The 17,109-nt window shown below is 74.1% G+C and carries 16 protein-coding genes; 10 read left to right on the top strand and 6 right to left on the bottom strand.

The annotated features are described in order from the left end of the window. Positions 1-11 precede the first annotated feature (11 nt). Both ACWCYO_RS02465 and ACWCYO_RS02460 read right to left on the bottom strand, forming a co-directional pair. Positions 12-752 (bottom strand): hypothetical protein, encoded by a 741-nt coding sequence (locus ACWCYO_RS02465; RefSeq protein WP_449783095.1) that lies wholly within the window; start codon positions 750-752, stop codon positions 12-14. Continuing rightward, complete coding sequence (locus ACWCYO_RS02460) at positions 749-1,666, bottom strand: ATP-binding cassette domain-containing protein (RefSeq protein ID WP_449783094.1); 918 nt, start codon at positions 1,664-1,666, stop codon at positions 749-751. The genes ACWCYO_RS02465 and ACWCYO_RS02460 overlap by 4 nt, the downstream gene beginning before the upstream one ends. Before the next feature lie 189 nt (positions 1,667-1,855). Between ACWCYO_RS02460 and ACWCYO_RS02455 the strand changes: the two genes are divergently transcribed. Continuing rightward, positions 1,856-3,094 carry a sensor histidine kinase gene (locus ACWCYO_RS02455; protein ID WP_449783143.1) on the top strand — a complete coding sequence of 413 codons (1,239 nt, stop codon included), beginning with the start codon at positions 1,856-1,858 and terminating at the stop codon, positions 3,092-3,094. A 98-nt stretch (positions 3,095-3,192) separates the two neighbouring features. Next, positions 3,193-3,804 (top strand): response regulator, encoded by a 612-nt coding sequence (locus tag ACWCYO_RS02450; RefSeq protein WP_449783142.1) that lies wholly within the window; start codon positions 3,193-3,195, stop codon positions 3,802-3,804. Positions 3,805-3,877: 73 nt separating this feature from the next. On the opposite strand, the gene ACWCYO_RS02445 is transcribed toward ACWCYO_RS02450, so the two are convergent. Genes ACWCYO_RS02445 through modA form a run of 3 tightly spaced genes read right to left on the bottom strand, consistent with a single transcriptional unit; the run spans position 3,878 to position 6,908 of the window. Continuing rightward, the gene (locus tag ACWCYO_RS02445) at positions 3,878-5,029 is read right to left on the bottom strand and encodes an ABC transporter ATP-binding protein (RefSeq protein ID WP_449783093.1); all 1,152 of its coding nucleotides are present in this window, start codon (positions 5,027-5,029) and stop codon (positions 3,878-3,880) included. A 17-nt stretch (positions 5,030-5,046) separates the two neighbouring features. Continuing rightward, on the bottom strand, positions 5,047-6,030 hold the full coding sequence (locus ACWCYO_RS02440; RefSeq protein WP_449783092.1) for an ABC transporter permease: 984 nt from the start codon (positions 6,028-6,030) through the stop codon (positions 5,047-5,049). After that, positions 6,027-6,908 (bottom strand): molybdate ABC transporter substrate-binding protein, encoded by an 882-nt coding sequence (gene modA, locus ACWCYO_RS02435; RefSeq protein WP_270142301.1) that lies wholly within the window; start codon positions 6,906-6,908, stop codon positions 6,027-6,029. Before modA ends, ACWCYO_RS02440 begins: the two co-directional genes overlap by 4 nt. Positions 6,909-7,309: 401 nt before the next feature. Here modA and ACWCYO_RS02430 point away from each other — a divergent pair, with 401 nt between their 5' ends. The 7 genes from ACWCYO_RS02430 (at position 7,310) to ACWCYO_RS02400 (ending at position 15,730) form a co-directional block, all read left to right on the top strand. Then, positions 7,310-8,377, top strand: coding sequence for an RNA ligase (ATP) (locus tag ACWCYO_RS02430; protein ID WP_270142299.1), 1,068 nt, complete (start codon positions 7,310-7,312; stop codon positions 8,375-8,377). A gap of 130 nt (positions 8,378-8,507) precedes the next feature. Further along, on the top strand, positions 8,508-9,872 hold the full coding sequence (locus tag ACWCYO_RS02425) for a cytochrome P450 (protein WP_270142297.1): 1,365 nt from the start codon (positions 8,508-8,510) through the stop codon (positions 9,870-9,872). Positions 9,873-10,264: 392 nt separating this feature from the next. Then, the gene (locus tag ACWCYO_RS02420; protein WP_449783091.1) at positions 10,265-11,143 is read left to right on the top strand and encodes an MHYT domain-containing protein; all 879 of its coding nucleotides are present in this window, start codon (positions 10,265-10,267) and stop codon (positions 11,141-11,143) included. Between the two features lie 109 nt (positions 11,144-11,252). After that, the gene (locus ACWCYO_RS02415; RefSeq protein ID WP_449783090.1) at positions 11,253-14,192 is read left to right on the top strand and encodes a nitrate- and nitrite sensing domain-containing protein; all 2,940 of its coding nucleotides are present in this window, start codon (positions 11,253-11,255) and stop codon (positions 14,190-14,192) included. Next, positions 14,189-14,599: a roadblock/LC7 domain-containing protein gene (locus ACWCYO_RS02410; protein ID WP_270142291.1), complete on the top strand. Its 411-nt coding sequence runs from the start codon at positions 14,189-14,191 to the stop codon at positions 14,597-14,599. Before ACWCYO_RS02415 ends, ACWCYO_RS02410 begins: the two co-directional genes overlap by 4 nt. A 161-nt stretch (positions 14,600-14,760) precedes the next feature. Next, a complete protein-coding gene (locus ACWCYO_RS02405) occupies positions 14,761-15,108 on the top strand; it encodes a DUF742 domain-containing protein (protein ID WP_270150863.1) in 348 nt (115 codons plus the stop codon). Beyond that, positions 15,089-15,730, top strand: coding sequence for a GTP-binding protein (locus ACWCYO_RS02400; protein WP_270142289.1), 642 nt, complete (start codon positions 15,089-15,091; stop codon positions 15,728-15,730). The genes ACWCYO_RS02405 and ACWCYO_RS02400 overlap by 20 nt, the downstream gene beginning before the upstream one ends. Before the next feature lie 175 nt (positions 15,731-15,905). Here the strand turns inward: ACWCYO_RS02400 and ACWCYO_RS02395 are convergent, their stop codons facing one another. Next, the gene (locus ACWCYO_RS02395) at positions 15,906-16,277 is read right to left on the bottom strand and encodes a hypothetical protein (RefSeq protein ID WP_270142288.1); all 372 of its coding nucleotides are present in this window, start codon (positions 16,275-16,277) and stop codon (positions 15,906-15,908) included. A gap of 315 nt (positions 16,278-16,592) precedes the next feature. Here ACWCYO_RS02395 and ACWCYO_RS02390 point away from each other — a divergent pair, with 315 nt between their 5' ends. Beyond that, positions 16,593-17,096 carry an RNA polymerase sigma factor gene (locus ACWCYO_RS02390; protein ID WP_449783089.1) on the top strand — a complete coding sequence of 168 codons (504 nt, stop codon included), beginning with the start codon at positions 16,593-16,595 and terminating at the stop codon, positions 17,094-17,096. Positions 17,097-17,109 lie beyond the last annotated feature (13 nt).

The following is a 17,109-nucleotide window of genomic DNA, read 5'->3' as shown; positions in this document are numbered from 1 at the left end:
TTCGCTCAGGGTCACTTGGCGCGCCGCCGCATCGCCCGCAGTCCGCCGTACGCCGCCAGTGCCGTCCAGAACGCCATGATCGCCAGCCCGGTCCAGTGCCCGTACGCGAGCTGCGGGTCGTCGACGTAGCGCAGCGCGTACTGGCCGGCCCGGTCGGGGAGGAACTGGAACACCTCGCGCAGCCCGGGCACGCCCGCGAGCAGCGGCGAGAGCAGGAAGACGGTCGGGGTCAGCAGGCCCATGGCGGCGGTGAGGTTGCCGAGCAGCGCGGTCACGCCGAGGCAGAACACCACCAGGAACGCCGGGTAGAGCACGCCGGCCGTGGCCGCGCGGGCGAAGGCCGGGCCGTGCCAGTCGGCGGGGACGGTGGCCGCGTACCCGGTGTACGCGCCCGCCGTACCGGCCGCGCCCGCGCCGAGCCCGATCAGCGCACCCAACGCCAGCTTGGCGCCGTACAGTCGGCCGGGCCGGGGGACCGCGGCGAGCGAGACGTCGATCATCCGGGTGTTGAACTCCTGGCCGATCAGCAGGACTCCGAAGGCGACCAGGGCGGCCTGGCCGAAGTTGAGTCCGTAGAAGACGCCGACGCCCGGATCGTCGGTGATGCTGTGGTCGGCGCGGCCGAGCGCCGCGCCGACGGCCGTGGTGGCACCGGCGGTGAGCAGCACGGCGAGCAGCGGCGGGACCCAGAGCGAGCGGAGGGTGCTGAGCTTGATCCGCTCGGCGTGGAAGGCCCGGGACAGGACGCTCACGCGGCGGCCTCCGCGCGGTACTCGACGCTGTCCGCGGTCATCCGCATGAACGCCTCCTCCAGCGAGTCCTGTCGGACCGCGATCTCGTACAGCACCACGCCGTGCTCGGCGGCCAGGGCGGCGATGCGCTCGGGTTCGGCGCCGGTCACCTCCCAGGCGCCGCCGTCGACTTCGACCGCGTCGAGGCCGTGACCGGGCCCGCCGAGCAGCGCGGCCAACTTGGTGGCGTCCACCGCCCGGACCCGGATCCTGGTGCGGCCGTGGCGGTCGATGAACGCCGAGGTGGCGGCGTCCGCGAGCAGCCGGCCGCGGCCGATCACCACCAAGTGGTCGGCGGTGAGGGCCATTTCGGTCATCAGGTGGGAGGAGACCAGCACCGCCCGTCCCTCCGCGGCCAGTTCGCGCAGCAGGGTGCGGATCCAGCGGATGCCCTCCGGGTCCAGGCCGTTGACCGGTTCGTCCAGCAGCAGCACCGGCGGGTCGCCGAGCAGTGCGGCCGCCACTCCGAGGCGCTGGCGCATCCCGAGCGAGAAACCCCGGATCCGCCGCCCGGCGGCCTCCGCCATCCCGACCTGGGCGAGCACCTCGCCGACCCGTCGCTCCGGCAGGCCATTGCTCGCGGCGAGCCAGCGCAGATGGCCCTGTGCCGTCCGTCCGCCGTGCAGCGCCTGGGCGTCCAGCAGTGCGCCCACCTGCCGGAGCGGCTCGGCGAGTTCGGGGTACGGGCAGCCGCCGACCAGGGCGCGCCCGGCGGTGGGGCGGTCCAGGCCGAGGACCAGCCGCATGGTGGTGCTCTTCCCGGCGCCGTTCGGGCCCAGGAAGCCGGTCACCACGCCGGGCCGGACCTCGAACGACAGGTCGTCGACGACCCGCCGGCCGTCGTACTCCTTGGTCAGGCCCTGGATCTCGATCACGGCCGCCCCTTCTCCTCGTAGCTGGTCACCGTCCGTGCTCCGGGCGGTGGTTCCATTCGACCGGAGCGGGCCGGGTGGGCGGATCCCGCCGCAGCGGGGATTCGCCTCCCTCCCGGGAGGGAGCCGGCGGCAACCCGGCGGGGGAACCGGGGGCGCGCGCTGAGCTGGCAGGATGGGGCCGTGCCAAGAATGCCCGCGTTCCGGATCCGGAGCGGAGTGACCAGGATCCTCGCCCCGCTGGTCGCCGGTGCCAGTTACGCCCGGCTGCTGCACCTGCTGGTCGGGTGGATCTTCGCGGGCGTCATCCTGATGATCTACCCGGGGACGTACCAGAAGAGCCTCGGCGCGATCCTGGTGACGGCAGTCTCGCTGGACGTCGTCGTGCTCGCGCTGGTCGCGCTCGTCCCGGCGGCGCGCCGGGCCGAGGGTGTGCAGGCGCGGCTGCTGCTGGTGCCCGACCGCGAGGAGGACATCGGCGTCGAGTCCTCCCGCACCTGGGCCGACCGGCGGCGCACGGCGGGCTGGTTGATCGGGCGGGTGGTGCTCGGTTCCGCGGTCGGCTTCTCGACGGTGTTCGGCCTCGCCCCGATCTTCGACCTGCTGACCGGTCCGCGTGCCTTCTGGTACCTCCCGCTCGCCCCTGTGCTGGCGGTCGGCTTCGGCTGGCTGGTGGTCTGGGCGGGCCGCCTCCAACTCGCCATGGCCGTACGGCTGCTGGGGCCGTCCCCGGCGGAACGGCTGGCGGAGGCCGAGCTGCGGGCCGAACGGCTCCTGGAGCGCAACCGGTTGGCCCGCGAGCTGCACGACTCCATCGGCCACGCGCTGACGGTGACTGTCCTTCAGGCGGGCGCGGCGCGCGAGGTCGGTGACCCGGCCTTCGCCGCCAAGGCGCTCGAGGTCATCGAGGAGACCGGGCGGCAGGCGATGGAGGACCTCGAACGCACTCTGGTCCTGCTGCGCGAGACCCCGGCGGGCGGCGCCGCGCGCAACGCGGTGGCCACCGAGCAGCCCGGCATCGACCAGCTGCCCGCGCTGTTCGACACCGCCCGCGCGGCCGGCAGCCCGGTCGAGGCGAGCATCGAGGTGCCGGCCGGGGTGCTGCCCGGGGTGCTCTCGCGCGAGTCCTACCGGATCGTCCAGGAAGGCGTCACCAACGCGCTCAAATACGCGCCCGGTCAGCCGGTCGAGGTCCAGGTCGCCGTCCGGGACGGGCAGTTGGAGCTGCGCTGCGCCAACCGCCTGGTGGCGGCACCGGGTCGGGGCGGCGGCTCGCGCAAGGGCGGCAAGGGGCTGCGCGGCATCCGCGAGCGCGCCGTGCTGCTCGGCGGAGCGGCCTCGGCCGGGCCGGCCGACCGCCTCGGGCCGCCCGCCGAGGGGACCGGGGAGTGGGTGCTCGACGTCCGGCTGCCCCTACGCTTGGGCTCGTGACGAATGATCTTGCGGGCGACGGTCGGACGGCAGGCGCAGGCGGCACCGGAGTGACCGACATCCTGCTCGCCGACGACGAGGAACTGGTACGGGCCGGGATGCGGGCCGTGCTGGAGGCCCAGGGCGACCTGCGGGTGGTCGGCGAGGCGGCCGACGGCGCGGAGGCGGTGGCGCTGGCCCGCGCGCTGCGCCCGCACGTGGTGCTGATGGACGTCCGGATGCCCGTACTGGACGGTCTGGCCGCCACCCGCGAACTGCTGCGCCCCAGCGCGCCGGGGGAGCGGACGCCGCGGATCCTGGTCGTCACCACCTTCGAGAACGACGACTACGTCTACCAGGCGCTGCGCGCGGGCGCCGATGGCTTCCTGCTCAAGCGCTCCCGCCCGGCGGAGATCGCCCACGCCGTACGGCTGGCGGCGGCCGGAGAGTCGCTGCTGTTTCCGGCCGCGATCCGCCGCCTGGCCGCCGGGCAGGGCAACCCCGCCGCCCGTGCGGCCATGGACCGGGCGGCGCTGACCGGGCGGGAGGCCGAGGTGCTGCGGCTGATGGCGCGCGGGCTGAGCAACGGGGAGATCGCCGAGCGGCTGGTCCTCGGGGTGCAGACGGTGAAGACGCACGTCAGCAGCGTGCTGGCGAAGCTCGGCGCCCGGGACCGGACCCAGGCGGTGATCGCCGCGTACGAGTCGGGCTTCGTCGAGCCCTCGGAGTAGCGGCGGGCGGCCGGTTCGGGCGGTTCGGGCGGGTGGCCGGTTCGGGCGGGGGCGCTACGGGTAGGTCGGCGGGTCAGGCCGGGTAGGCGTGGGTCTGGGTGGCCTTGACCGAGGCCCAGACCGCCGTGCCCGGTGCCAGCCCCAGTTCGGCGACGGCGGCCTGGGTGAGGTCGGCGGCCATCGGCAGGGGGCCGGAGAGTTCGGCGCGCACCTGGTCGCCGTGCAGGTCCAGGCCGGTGACCTCGGCCTGCCACAGGTTGCGGGCGCTGGACTGCGGTCGCTCCCGGTACAGGGTGACGGCGGAGGGCGGGAAGGCCACGAACGCCGGTCCGGACAGCTCCTCGGCGGTGGTCAGGACGGTCCCGTCCGGGAGGGTGACCCGGGTGCCCTCGGCCCGGCCCCGGTACAGGTTGAGGCCGACCAGGCGGGCGATGTAGTCGGTGCGCGGCCGGCGGGCGACCTCCGCCGGGCTCCCGGACTGCACCTCGTGGCCGTCCTCGATCACCACCAGCCGGTCGGCCAGCACCATCGCGTCCAGCGGGTCGTGCGTCACCAGCACCGCCACGGCCTCGAAGTCGGCCAGGTGGCGCCGCAGTTGGGCCCGTACGTCGAGCCGGGTGCGGGCGTCCAGGGCGGCCAGCGGCTCGTCCAGCAGGAGCAGCCGGGGGCGGACGGCCAGGGCCCGGGCGAGCGCCACCCGCTGGGCCTGGCCGCCGGAGAGCCGGCCGGGGCGCACCGCGGCGTGCTCGGCCAGGCCCATCCGCTCCAGCCACGCCGCCGCCTCGGCCCTGGCCTCGCGCTTGGGGCGGCCCTGGCAGCGCGGGCCGAAGGCGACGTTGTCGAGCGCGCTGAGGTGCGGGAAGAGCAGGTAGTCCTGGAACACCACGCCGACCGGCCGCTGTTCGGCGGGGGTGTGCAGGCGCTGGGCCGGGTCCTCCAGGACGCGGCCGTCCAGGCGCAGGTGGCCGTCGGTGAGCGGGAGCAGACCGGCCAGGGCTCGCAGGGCGGTGGACTTGCCGGCGCCGTTCGGGCCGAGCAGCGCGACCACCTCGCCGGGGGCGGCGGTGAGCGCGAGGTCGAGGGCGAAGGCGGCGCGGTCGACCCGCAGGCGGGCGTCGAGGGCGGGGCCGGTGGTGGCCTCGGTGGTGACTGCGATGAGCGGGGCACCGGTGGGGCCCGGGGGGTTCGCGGGGTTCCCGGGGCGCGGGGGGTGCGGGGGGTTCATCGGCTCGGCATCCTGGGTCACGGGGTCGACATCCAGCGGTCGCGCAGGCCGACGAGGACGGCGACGGAGACCACCAGCAGGACCAGCGACAGCGCGATCGCGGCCTCCGGGTCGGACTCCATGGCCAGGTAGACGGCCAGCGGCATGGTCTGGGTGCGGCCCGGGAAGTTGCCCGCGAAGGTGATCGTCGCGCCGAACTCGCCGAGCGCCCGGGCCCAGGCCAGTACGGCCCCGGCTGCGATCCCCGGGGCGATCATCGGCAGGGTGACCCGGCGGAACGCGGTCAGCCGGGAGGCACCCAGGGTCGCCGCCGCCTCCTCGTAGCGGGGGTCGGCCGCCCGCAGGGCTCCCTCGACGCTGATCACCAGGAAGGGCATCGCCACGAAGGCCTCGGCGATCACCACCCCGGTGGTGGTGAAGGGCAGGGTGATGCCGAAGGCCGAGTCCAGCCAGGAGCCGACGATCCCGCGCCGCCCCAGCACCAGCAGCAGCGCCACACCGCCCACCACCGGCGGCAGCACCAGCGGCAGGGTGACCAGCGCCCGGATCAGCCGCCGGCCTGGCAGCTCGGTGCGGGCGAGCAGCCAGGCCAGCGGGACGCCGAGGACCAGCGAGACCGCCGTGGCGGCCGTCGCGCAGATCAGCGACAGCTTCAGGGCGTCCCAGACGGCGGTGCTGGTGAGCTGCTCGGACAGACCGCTCCACGGCGCCCGGATCAGGAGCCCGACCAGCGGGAGGATCAGGAACGCCAGGCCGAGCAGCGCCGGGAGCAGCAGCGTGACCGGGACGCGCTGCGAGCCCGGGCGGCGGCGGGTGCTCCGGCGGTATGCGTTTCGGGGGTCCGTGTTCCAGGGGCCCGTGTTCCGGGGGTGTCCGCTTCGGCGGCGCGTGCTCCGGAGCCACGGCAGGGCCTTCGCGGGTCCGGCCGGTGCCTCGGCGATGCCGTCCCGGCCGGGCTCGGCGGCACCGTCCTGGCCGTCGCCGGTGGTGCGGTCCTTCACGGCGCCTGGAAGCCCGCCGCGGTCAGCACCTGCTTGGCCTCGGGGGACTGGACGTAGGCGACGAAGGCGGTCGCGCCGTCCTTGTTCGGCGCCTTGGCGAGGGCGGCGATCGGGTAGTCGTTCACGGCCTTGTCGGCCTCGGGGAAGTCCACACCGTCGATCTTCGCAGCATCGGCCTGCACATCGGTCTTGTACACCAGCGAGGCGTCGACCTCGCCGAGCTCGACCTTGGTGAGCGCGCCCTTGACGTCCTGCTCCAGGGTGACCGGGGTGAGGTTGAGGCCGGCGGCCTTCAGTGCGGTGAGGGCGGCGGCGCCGCAGGGCACCTCCTTCGCGCACAGCGCGACCTTCACGCCCGAGCCGGTGAGGTCCTTCAGGCCCGCGATGTGCTTGGGGTTGCCCTTGGGCACGGCGATGGCGAGGGTGTTCTTGACGAACGTCCTCGGCTCGCCGCTCGCACCGCCCGCGTCGGTCACGGTCTTCATGGTGACGGGGCTGGCGGCGGCGAAAACGTCCGCCGGGGCTCCGGAGTTGATGCTGGCGGCGAGGGCGGAGCTGCCGCCGAAGTTGAAGGTGACCTTGGCGCCCGGGTTGGCGGCCTCGAACTTCTTGCCGAGCTCGGTGAAGGTCTCCTTGAGCGAGGCGGCGGCGAACACGGTGATGGCGCCCTTGGCCTTGGGGGCGTTGCCGGTGCCGCCGTCGGTGCTCGCGGTGCCGGTGGTGCTCGCGTTGCCGGTGGCGGAAGCCGCCGAGGAGGTGGAGGTGGAGCCGGAGGACTTGCCGCCGTCGCTGCCGCAAGCGGTGGCCCCGAGGCTGAGGGCGAGGGCCGCGGCGGTGGCGACGGCGAGTCTGCGGGTGGCGGTGGTGCGGGTGCTCATCGGTGCTTCCCCTCCAGGGTTCGCGCCGGAAGGGGCGCGGAGGCGTGACCGCAGGTGCGGCCAATACGGCGATCATATTGCCGCAGATGCGAGTGATAAATCCTCTGTCGCTTTGCACAGGCGGGGTCGGGCGGGCGGCTCGGGGCCGCTGTGCGAAGGCTCAAACGTGCACGGACGGTTCGGTGCGGACGCGGGGCCGGTTCGGTGCGGCACCGCCTGCGGCAGCGGGGCGGCGCCGCGGGCGGTGGCGGGGGCCGGGGAGGGCGCCCGGCCTGGTGGAAAACCCGTCGCATCCGGGCCGGAGGAGAGGTCAGAGTGGTCGCAGCCCGCAGGTGCGGCCGAGCGTCGGCCGCCCGGGCCCAACGGTCGATCCATGCGGATCCACGGGGAGGAGTCCGTCCATGTCCACGCTGCGAGTCACCGCCGAGAGACTGGTCATCCTGGAGCACCCGAACGCCGATGCCCTGGAGCTGGCGCAGGTCGGCCTCTACCGGGCGGTGGTCGCGAAGGGCGTGTACCGGACCGGCGACCACGCCGTCTACATCCCCGAACAGGCCGTCCTCCCCGATGAGTTGATCGACGAGCTCGGCCTGACCGGCAAGCTGGCCGGCGGCGCGGCGAACCGGGTGAAGGCGGTACGGCTGCGCGGAGAGCTCTCGCAGGGCATCGTCTGCCGGCCCGCCGCGCTGTCCGACACCGACCTGGTCGGGGCCGCCGAGCGGGGCGAGGACTTCGCCGAGCTGCTCGGGATCGTCAAGTGGCGGCCACCGGTGCCGACTTCGATGAGCGGTGAGGTGATCAGCGCACCGGACCTGCTGCCCTGGGTGGACATCGAGAACCTCAAGCGCCACCCCGACGTCTTCGAGCCCGGCGAGCCCGTGGTGCTGACCGAGAAGCTGCACGGCAGCTGCTGCCTGGTCACCTACACCGCCGCCACCGGCGAGGTGCAGGTCTCCTCCAAGGGGATCGGTGCGCAGGGCCTGGCGCTGATCGAGGACGAGCGCAACCTGTACTGGCGGGCCGTGCGCGCGTACGACATCCCTGCGGTGGCGGCCCGGCTGGCCGAACGACTGGGCGCCGAGCGGATCGGCATCTTCGGCGAGGTGTTCGGCGAAGGCGTGCAGGACCTGACCTACGGCGTCTGCGCCCGCACCGACCGACCCGGGTACGCCGCGTTCGACGTGTCGGCGGTGGTGGACGGACAGCTGAACTGGCTGCCGGCCGCCGAACTGCTCGACGGCGAACTGCCGTTGGTGTCCGAACTGTGGCGCGGACCGTTCGACGCCGACACCGTGCTGGCGTACGCGCAGGGCAAGGAGACCCACTCCGGGCGCGAACTCCACCTGCGCGAGGGCGTGGTGGTCCGGCCGGTGGTCGAGCGCTGGAGCCCGCTGCTCGGCGGGCGGGCGATCGCCAAGGTGGTCAGCGACGCGTACCTGACCCGCAAGGGCGGCACCGAGTACGAGTGAGTGCCTTCCGGCGGCTTCCGCCGAGCCTGTGCCGGGGTCTCCGCGGGCGGCTTCCTCGGCTGAATACTCGTCAGTAAGGTTGGGGGTGACCAAGCGCAGCCAGCGCCGAGAAAGTCCAGAAGGAGTGCCGATGGCCACCGCAGCCGCCGTCCCCGGACCGGCCGGGAACCCCCTGGTCGGGTCGCTGTTCGATCTCACCCGCCGTCCGCTGCGCACCTACCTGGCGGCCCGGCGCGACCACGGGGACGTCGTGCGTTTCCAGGCCGGGCCGCCCGGGCTGCGCGCCGAGTTCTACGCGGTGTTCTCGCCCGAGGGCGTGCACCAGGTGCTGGGCGGCGAGGCGGCGAACTTCCGCAAGGAGAACAGCTTCTACGACGAGCTGCGGACCAGTGTCGGCAACGGGCTGCTGACCAGCCAGGACGAGGTCTACCAGCGCCAGCGCCGGCTCATCCAGCCGCTGTTCACCCGGCGCCGGGTGGACGGCTACGCGGACGCGCTCGCGCAGGAGGCGCAGGCGCTCACCGAGCGCTGGCGGGCGGTGCCGGGCGGGGTGGTGGACGCGGCGGAGGAGATGTCGCGGTTCGCGCTGCGCGCGGTCGCGCGGATCCTCTTCGGCGCCGACGTGGAGGAGGCGGTGGAGGTGGTGAACCGCAGCTTCCCGGCGCTCGGCGAGTACATCCTGGAGCGCGGCTTCGCGCCGGTTCGCCTTCCGCGCACCTGGCCGACGCCGAGCAACCGGCGGGGCCTCGAGGCGCAGCGGGCGCTGTACGAGGTGTGCGACCGGATCATCGCCGAGCGGGCCGCGCGCGGGGGCGGCGACGAGGACGCGAACGACCTGCTGACCCTGCTCGGGCGGGCGCGCGGCGAGGACGGCGAGCGGCTGGATCCGGCCGAACTCCGGGACCAGGTCCTGGTGTTCCTGCTCGCCGGGCACGAGACCACGGCCACCTCGCTGGCCTTCGCGCTGCACCTGCTGGCCAAGCACCCGGAGCAGCGCAAGCTCGCCCAGGAGGAGGCGCGGACCGTCCTGGCCGGGCGGGCGCCGACGGCGGCGGACCTGGAACGGCTGCCGTACCTCACTCGGGTGCTCAAGGAGGCGATGCGGCTCTTCCCGGCGGCGTCGCTGGTCGGGCGGCGGGCGGTCGAGGAGACGGTCATCGACGGGTACGTCATCCCGGCGGGGGCGCAGGTCGTGGTCGCGCCGTTGGTCACCCAGCGGCACCCGGACCACTGGGTGGAGCCGGAGCGCTTCGACCCGGACCGGTTCCTGCCGGAGGAGGAGAAGGCGCGCCACCGGTACGCCTGGTTCCCGTTCGGCGGCGGGCCGCGGGCGTGCATCGGGCAGCACTTCTCGATGCTGGAGTCGGTGCTGACGCTCGGGGTGCTGCTGCGGGACTTCGAGATCGAGGTGGTGGACCGGCGGGTGGCGCTCGTGCAGGGGATCACGCTCCGGGCGGCGAGTGCGATGCGGGTGCGGGTGACGGCGGTCGGGTGACGGGCTGCGGCGTTCAACTTTCAGCGGACAGATGACAGATTTCGAAATCTGTCATCTGTCATCTGTCATCTGTCCGCTGTCATCTGTTCGCCGTTCGCCGTCTTCGCCTGTCGCCTGCGGGTGTCGTCCCCTGGTTGTCGCTTTCTGTTCGCGGTCGGACCATCAGCTCACTGGGCACACGACGGGGTCATTCGAACACATCGCCCCTGCCGCGTGTGCAGCTTTTCAGATCTTCGCCTGACTGATTCCGGTCGCTCGATAGCGTCCCACGCACCCCAGGTCGAAAGCGCACATGTGGCTGGCATATGCCCAGCGCGTGCAGTCCGCCCGGCCAAGGGTGCCCGGGCGCGCCGCTTACCGCCCCCGGGCCCGACCGGTCGACCGGAGGTCCCATGGGCACCCTCAACCACTTCAGCTTCGGCTGGCTGACCCCCGTCCTCTCGTACGCGATGGCCTGTGCCGGTGCCGCCCTCGGGCTGCGCTGCACCCTGCGCGGCCTGGCCGCGACCGGTGCCACCCGACGGAACTGGCTGCTCACCGCCGCCGCCGCGATCGGCTCCGGCATCTGGACCATGCACTTCGTAGCCATGTTCGGCTTCGCCGTCGACGGCACCGAACTGCGCTACAACGTGCCGCTGACCGTGCTCAGCCTGCTGGTCGCCGTGCTGGTCACCGGTCTCGGACTGACCGTGGTCTGCTACGGCCGGCATCGCGGCCTCGCCCTGCTGGGTGGCGGCGTCACCACCGGTGTCGGTGTCGCCGCGATGCACTACCTGGGCATGGCCGCCGTCCGCATGCACGGAGGACTGCGCTACGACGCCGGGACGGTCGCGCTGTCGGTACTGGTCGCGGTCGGCGCCGCCACCGCCGCGCTCTGGGCCGCCGTCACCATCCGCAACGTGTACGCGGCCGCCGCCGCCTCGCTGGGCATGGGGCTCGCCGTCAGCTGCATGCACTACATCGGCATGGCCGCCGTCCACGTCCAGTTGGACCCCGCCCGTACCGACCTCGGCGGGGTCAGCCCGATGGAGTTCGTCTTCCCGCTCGCCGTCGGCCTCGGCTCGTTCCTCTTCCTCGCCTCCGCCTTCGTCGCACTCTCCCCGACCGCCCAGGAACGGGCCGGCGAGCTGTCGGCGGAGGAGCTGGACGCCGAGGAGTTCTCCGTCGCGGCCGCCCGCCCGGACGTCGACCCATCGGATCCCGCGCTCGCCGACCGGTACGACGCCGACCCGTACGGCGTTGACCAGTACGGTCACGACCGCGCGGCCTGAGCCCCACTGCGCCCCGAGCCCCACTGCGCCTCGAGCCCCGCGGTGCCGACAGCCCCGCTGCGCCCGAGCCCCCGTCTCACCACGCCCCCGCCCGAGAGGCCCCACACCCATGCGAGAAGACCGCGGTACCGCCCCCGGCGCCCGCCGGGGTGCCCACGCCGGGCCGCCCGCCCGTCCACCGCGCCCCGGCCCCTGGCTGCGCGGGCTGCGCCCCCGGACCGTCCGCGCCCGGATCATCGCCCTGCTGATGGTCCCGGTCGTCTCCGTCATCGCCCTCTGGGGCTTCGCGTCCGTCACCACCGCCCAGGGCGTCTGGGACCTGCTGCGCCTGCGCGATGCCCAGCGCACCCTCCTCACGCCCGTCGCCGACACGGTCGCCGGCCTGCAGGCCGAGCGTGCGGCGGCCGGTCAGCTGCTGGCCGGGCCGGGGCTCGTCCCGGGGACCGTGCCCGCGGCGGGTCGGGAGAGCGCCCTGCGCGAGGCCGCCGCCGTCACCGACCGGGCGCTCGCCCCGCTGTTCCCGGACCCCCGCCACCCCGGCGAGGGCTACAACCGTGCCGACGCCCAGGGTCTCGGGGCGGACGCCGCCGCCCGCCTGGACGCCCTCGGCGCCTCCCTCGCCGCCCTGCCCGAGCTGCGTGGCAAGGTGCTGGCCCGGAGCGTCGGCTGGCCCGAGGCGTACGCCGCGTACGGTGCGGCGGTGGACCGGGCGCTGGCCGTGTCCGGCGCTGTCGCACCGCTGCAGGACGGTCGGGCCGGTACCGACACCCGGGTGCTGCTGGACCTGGCCCGCTCCCGTGAACTCCTGTCCCGCGAGGACGCGTTGCTGCTTTCCGCGGAGCTCTCCGGCGGGCTCGGCGACGACCAGCTGCGCGAGTTCTCCGGGGTGGCCTTCGCCCGGCGCGAGTTCGAGCAGGGAGCGGCCGCCGATCTGGGCGCCGCCGACCAGGACGCGCTGGTCGCCCTGACCGGCGGGCCGGACCACCGCGAACTGGTCGGCTACGAGGAGAAGGTCCGTACCGCCGTCGACGGCCGGGCCGCCGTCGCCGCGGTGCCGGCGGACCGCTGGGCGATGGTGGCCGGGAACCTCGTCGACGGGCTGCGCGGCGTCGAGGACCGGGCCGGACGGATCGCCGCCGAGCGTCAGAACCCTTATGCGCTCGGCCTGTTCACCCCGGCCGGGATCGCCGTGCTGCTCGGTCTGCTCGGTCTGCTCGGCTCGCTGGTGATCTCGGTGCAGATCGGCCGCGGCCTGGTCACCGAGCTGACCGGCTTGCGCAACTCGGCACTTGACCTGGCTGGTCGCAAACTGCCCGCCACCATGCGGAAGTTGCTTGCCGGGGAGGAGGTGGACATCGAGACCGAGGCGCCCCGTCCGGTGGGCCGCGACGACGAGATCGGCCAGGTGCACCGGGCGCTCGGCATCGTGCAGCGGGCGGCCGTCACGGCGGCGGTGGAACGGGCCGAGGTGTTGTCCGGGGTGTCCGGGGTGTTCGTCAACCTCGCGCGCCGCAGCCAGGTCCTGGTGCACCGCCAACTCACCCTGCTGGACACGATGGAGCGGCGCACCGAGGATCCGTCCGAGCTCGCCGACCTGTTCCGACTGGACCACCTCACCACCCGCATGCGCCGCCACGCCGAGGGCCTGATCATCCTCTCCGGCGCCGCCCCCGGCCGGGCCTGGCGCCGGCCGGTTCCGCTGGTGGACGTGGTGCGCGCGGCGGTCTCGGAGGTCGAGGAGTACGCCCGGGTCGAGGTGCACCCGCTGCCGCGCGCCGCCGTCGTCGGCCACGCCGTCGCCGACCTCACCCACCTGGTGGCCGAACTGGTCGAGAACGCCACCGGGTTCTCCCCGCCGCACACCAGGGTGCACGTCCGCGGTGAACAGGTGGGCAACGGCTACGCGTTGGAGATCGAGGACCGTGGCCTCGGCATGGGCCCGGCCGCACTGGCCGCCGCCAATCGACGGATCGCCGCCGCCGAGCAGACCGACCTGTTCGACAGTGACCGGCTCGGCCTGTTCGTGGTCAGCCGGCTCGCCCGGCGGCATGACGTCCGGGTCTCGCTGGTGACCTCCGCGTACGGCGGCACCACCGCCGTGGTCCTGCTGCCCACCGATCTGCTGGCGGACGGTCGGGAGGAGCGGGAGCAAAGCTTCGAGGTGGTACCGGAGTCGGACGTCGAGACCGTTCCGGACGGGCCGGTCGGGGCCGTGGCTCCGATCCCGGAGTCCGCCCTGGTGACCAACCCGGCGCCGGTATCGGCCTCGGTGTCGGTGCCGGTGTCGCTGCCAGGCTCGGCGGCGTGGCCGCAGCCCGCGCCGGGCTCCGTACCGGACGCCGCACCCGGCCCGGTACCCGGCGTTCCGTCGTGGCCACCGTCCGGAGCGGCGCCGGCGCAGTCCGGACCGGTCCCGGCGCGGGGCGGGCCGGAGCCGGCCGCCGCGGGCGGCGGGGTGACGGAGATGGAGCTTCCGGCGGCGGGTGGGCCGCCGCCGGAGGGCGGGGCGCTGCTGCCCTTCGGCGGCCGGGGTGGCGACCCCGGGCCGGTGCGCCACACCCCCTTCCGGGCCTCCGGCGCCCGGCCTGCCGGACCGGCTGCGGACGGGGGCCCGGGTGCCGCCTTCCGTCCGCAGCCCGGTCCGCCGCCGCCGTACCGCACGGCGACCGCGCCACCGCCGGGCAGGGGCCAGCCGACCGACGGCCACGAGGAGTTGCCGCGCAGGGTACGCCAGGCGAGCCTGGTGCCGCAGCTGAGGGAGGCGCCGGCCGACGCGATCCCGCGCGGCCGCCGGACCGCTTCCGTCTCCACCGGGGTCGGGACCGCGGCCCGTAGCCCGGAGGCGGCGCGGGCGGCGATGTCCGCCTTCCAGCGCGGCTGGGCGCGCGGGCTGCGGCCCGACCGGCAGCCCGACCGGCGATTCGACGAGCTGGGCTCCGGCCGACCGTCCGAGCGCCCCGACGACCGATTCGACGACCGATTCGACCGCCGCCCCGACCGCCGCCCCGACCACCGACCCGACGCCCGACCCGAAGGAGACCGGCCGTGATCGGCACCACCCACCGCACGGGGGAACTGAACTGGCTCCTGGACGAGTTGGTCCAGCGTGCCCCCGAGGTCAGCTTCGCCGTGATGCTCTCCGCCGACGGCCTGGCCATGGGCACCTCGGCCGGTCTGGAACGCGAGGACGGCGAGCACCTGGCCGCCGTCGCCTCAGGTTTCCACAGCCTCGCCAAGGGCGCCGGTCGGCACTTCGGTGCGGGTGAAGTCCGGCAGACTCTGGTCGAGTTGGAGGGGGGCTACCTGCTGGTCGCGGCGGCCGGGGAGGGCACCTGCCTGGCCGTGTTCGCCACCGCCCGGGCCGATCTCGGGCTGATCGCCTACGAGATGGCCAGATTGGTCCGCCGGGTCGGCGAGCACCTGAGCGCCCCGCCCCGCGCGGTGCACGGAGGCTGAGGACGGTGCACCACCCGGACCGGCCGTACCGGCCGGAGCACGCCTTCCACCCGTACCACCAGCGACATCCGGAGCATCCGCAGGCCGACCCCGGCCGGCCGCCCCGGAACCCGCTCGCCGCCGCCCACCGGGCCCGCTGGTACGACGACGAGGCCGGGCCGCTGGTCCGCCCGTACACCGTGACCGGGGGCCGGACCGGAGCGGGCGAGCAGCAGTTCGACCTGATCGCCGTGGTCGTGTCCGACCTGCCCGATCCGGCGCTCGCCCCGGACGCACCCGAGCTGCCGGTCGGCCCGGAGCTGACGCGCATCCTCGGCCTGTGCCGGGGCACGCCGCTGTCCGTGGCCGAGCTGGCCGCCGACCTGGACCTGCCGGTGGGCGTCGTGCGGGTGCTGCTCGGCGACCTGCTGGCGGCCGGTCTCATCCGGGTCAGCCGCCCCGTCCCGCCCGCCCTGCTCCCCGACGAGCGCATCCTCCAGGAGGTCATCCATGGGCTCCGCGCACTCTGACCGCCCCTCCGACCGCTGGCCGTCCGACGCGCCGGATCCGGCCGACTCCGTGCTCGCGCTCAAGATCCTGGTGGCGGGCGGCTTCGGGGTCGGCAAGACGACGCTGGTCGGCGCCGTCAGCGAGATCCGCCCGCTGCGCACCGAGGAACGGCTGACCGAGGCCGGGCGCGGGGTCGACGACCTGGACGGGGTGGAGCGCAAGACGACGACCACCGTGGCGATGGACTTCGGCCGGATCACCATCCGGGAGGGGCTGGCCGTCTACCTGTTCGGCACCCCGGGGCAGGACCGGTTCTGGTTCCTCTGGGACGAGCTGGCGCAGGGCGCGCTCGGTGCGGTGGTGCTCGCCGACACCCGCCGGCTGACCGACTGCTTCCCGGCCGTCGACTTCTTCGAGCACCGCGGCATCCCGTTCGTCGTCGCGGTGAACCGTTTCGCCGGGACGCGCGAGTACGGTCCGGAGGAGGTCGCTCGCGCGCTGGATCTGGACCCCGGTACGCCGGTGGTGCTCTGCGACGCCCGGCGGCGCGCGTCCGGTAAGGAGGTGCTGATCAACCTGGTCGAGCACGCCGGTCGGGTGCACGCCGCCCGGCTGCTGGCGGAGGTCTCACCGGTCCGGTGAGCTCGGGGTGCGGTCGATCTCCGGCGACGGCGACGGCGACGGATGCGGATTCGGATGACAAGTGACAGATGACGGATGACAGACGGCAGATGACAGCCGACAGATAACAGATTTCGAAATCTGTCGGCTGTCATCTGTTCGCCACTTCGTCCCCGCCCCCGCAGCCGCTACCCGGTCAGCTGTGCCACTGGAACACGATCTTCGTCCAGCTCGACCCCGGACAGTTGCCCCAGACCGCCCACGCCTGCGGCCGGGCGCCGATCCACAGGCCGACGGAGTTGCTGCCGTTGGCGCAGTAGGTGATGGTGCGCAGCTGGCCGGAGTAGATGTTGCAGTAGCCCTCCCAGCGCCACCCGTAGTCGGCCGTGATGACGCAGTGGTAGGGGGCGGCGGCGACGTGCGGCGAGGCCGCGGCCGCGCCCGGGGTGATGGACTGGTCGTCGGCCGGCGCCGCGGCGGCCGGCAGGGTGGCGGTCCCGAGCATGCCCAGGGCGGCCGCGGTGGCCATCCCGAACGTGGCGATCTTCCTGGCGATGCAGCCTCGCATGGCGTTCTCCTCGCTCAACGGTTCCCATCGGGGGATGCCCCGGCCGGTCGGTGGGTGGGCGGAGGGTGAATTCCCGCCTCCTGTCCGGCCGGTGACGAATTGCACACGAATGACTGCGCACCGTGAGAGGACGACCTATGATGTGATCTGTGTCACAACCCTGCTCGGTTGGGCTGCGGCCAACCCAACTGGGCGTTCGGAGTGCCGATTTCCGGGGAGAGCGGCATGGCGGAATGCAGTGGACGGTGTGCGGGCGGGCGGCGGAAGGACCTCGGTCCGGAGCCGACGGAACGCCAATTCGCGGATTTCAACCGGGTGTTCACGGACTTGCTACCCAGACTCCAACAGGCGGCCGCGATGCTCGCCGGCTGCCCGCTCGCCGCCGGCGACGTCGTCCACGACGCGTACCTGCGGATCGCCCGCCGCCCCGAGCGCTTTCTCAGCCATCCGCAGCCCTACGCCTACGTGTTCACCACGATGACGAACATCCTGCGCGACCAGTGGCGCCGGGACCGCCGCCGGGTGGCGCTGCCCGAGGTGCCCGAGCTCGCCGAGGCGGTGGAGCACGGGCACTGCGCGCTCGAACCGCCGCACGGCGGGACGACCGAGCTCCAGGCGCACTGGGAGGTGGTCCGGTTGCTCGGCTTCCTGACCGTCAAGCAGGCCCGCGCCGTGGTTCTGGTGGACCTCGACGGTTACTCCGTCGACGAGGCCGCCGAACTGCTCGGTCTGCACCGCAGTACCCTGGCCGTCACCCGCCGCCGCGCCCACGGCCGGCTGCGCGCCGTCCTGGAGCACGAGCGCCGGCACGACCCCTGAAAACCTCCGACCG

This window comes from Kitasatospora sp. NPDC001683 (genome assembly GCF_053596495.1).
Note: the sequence above shows the minus strand (reverse complement) of the source record. Positions and strands in the feature narration are given on the sequence as shown.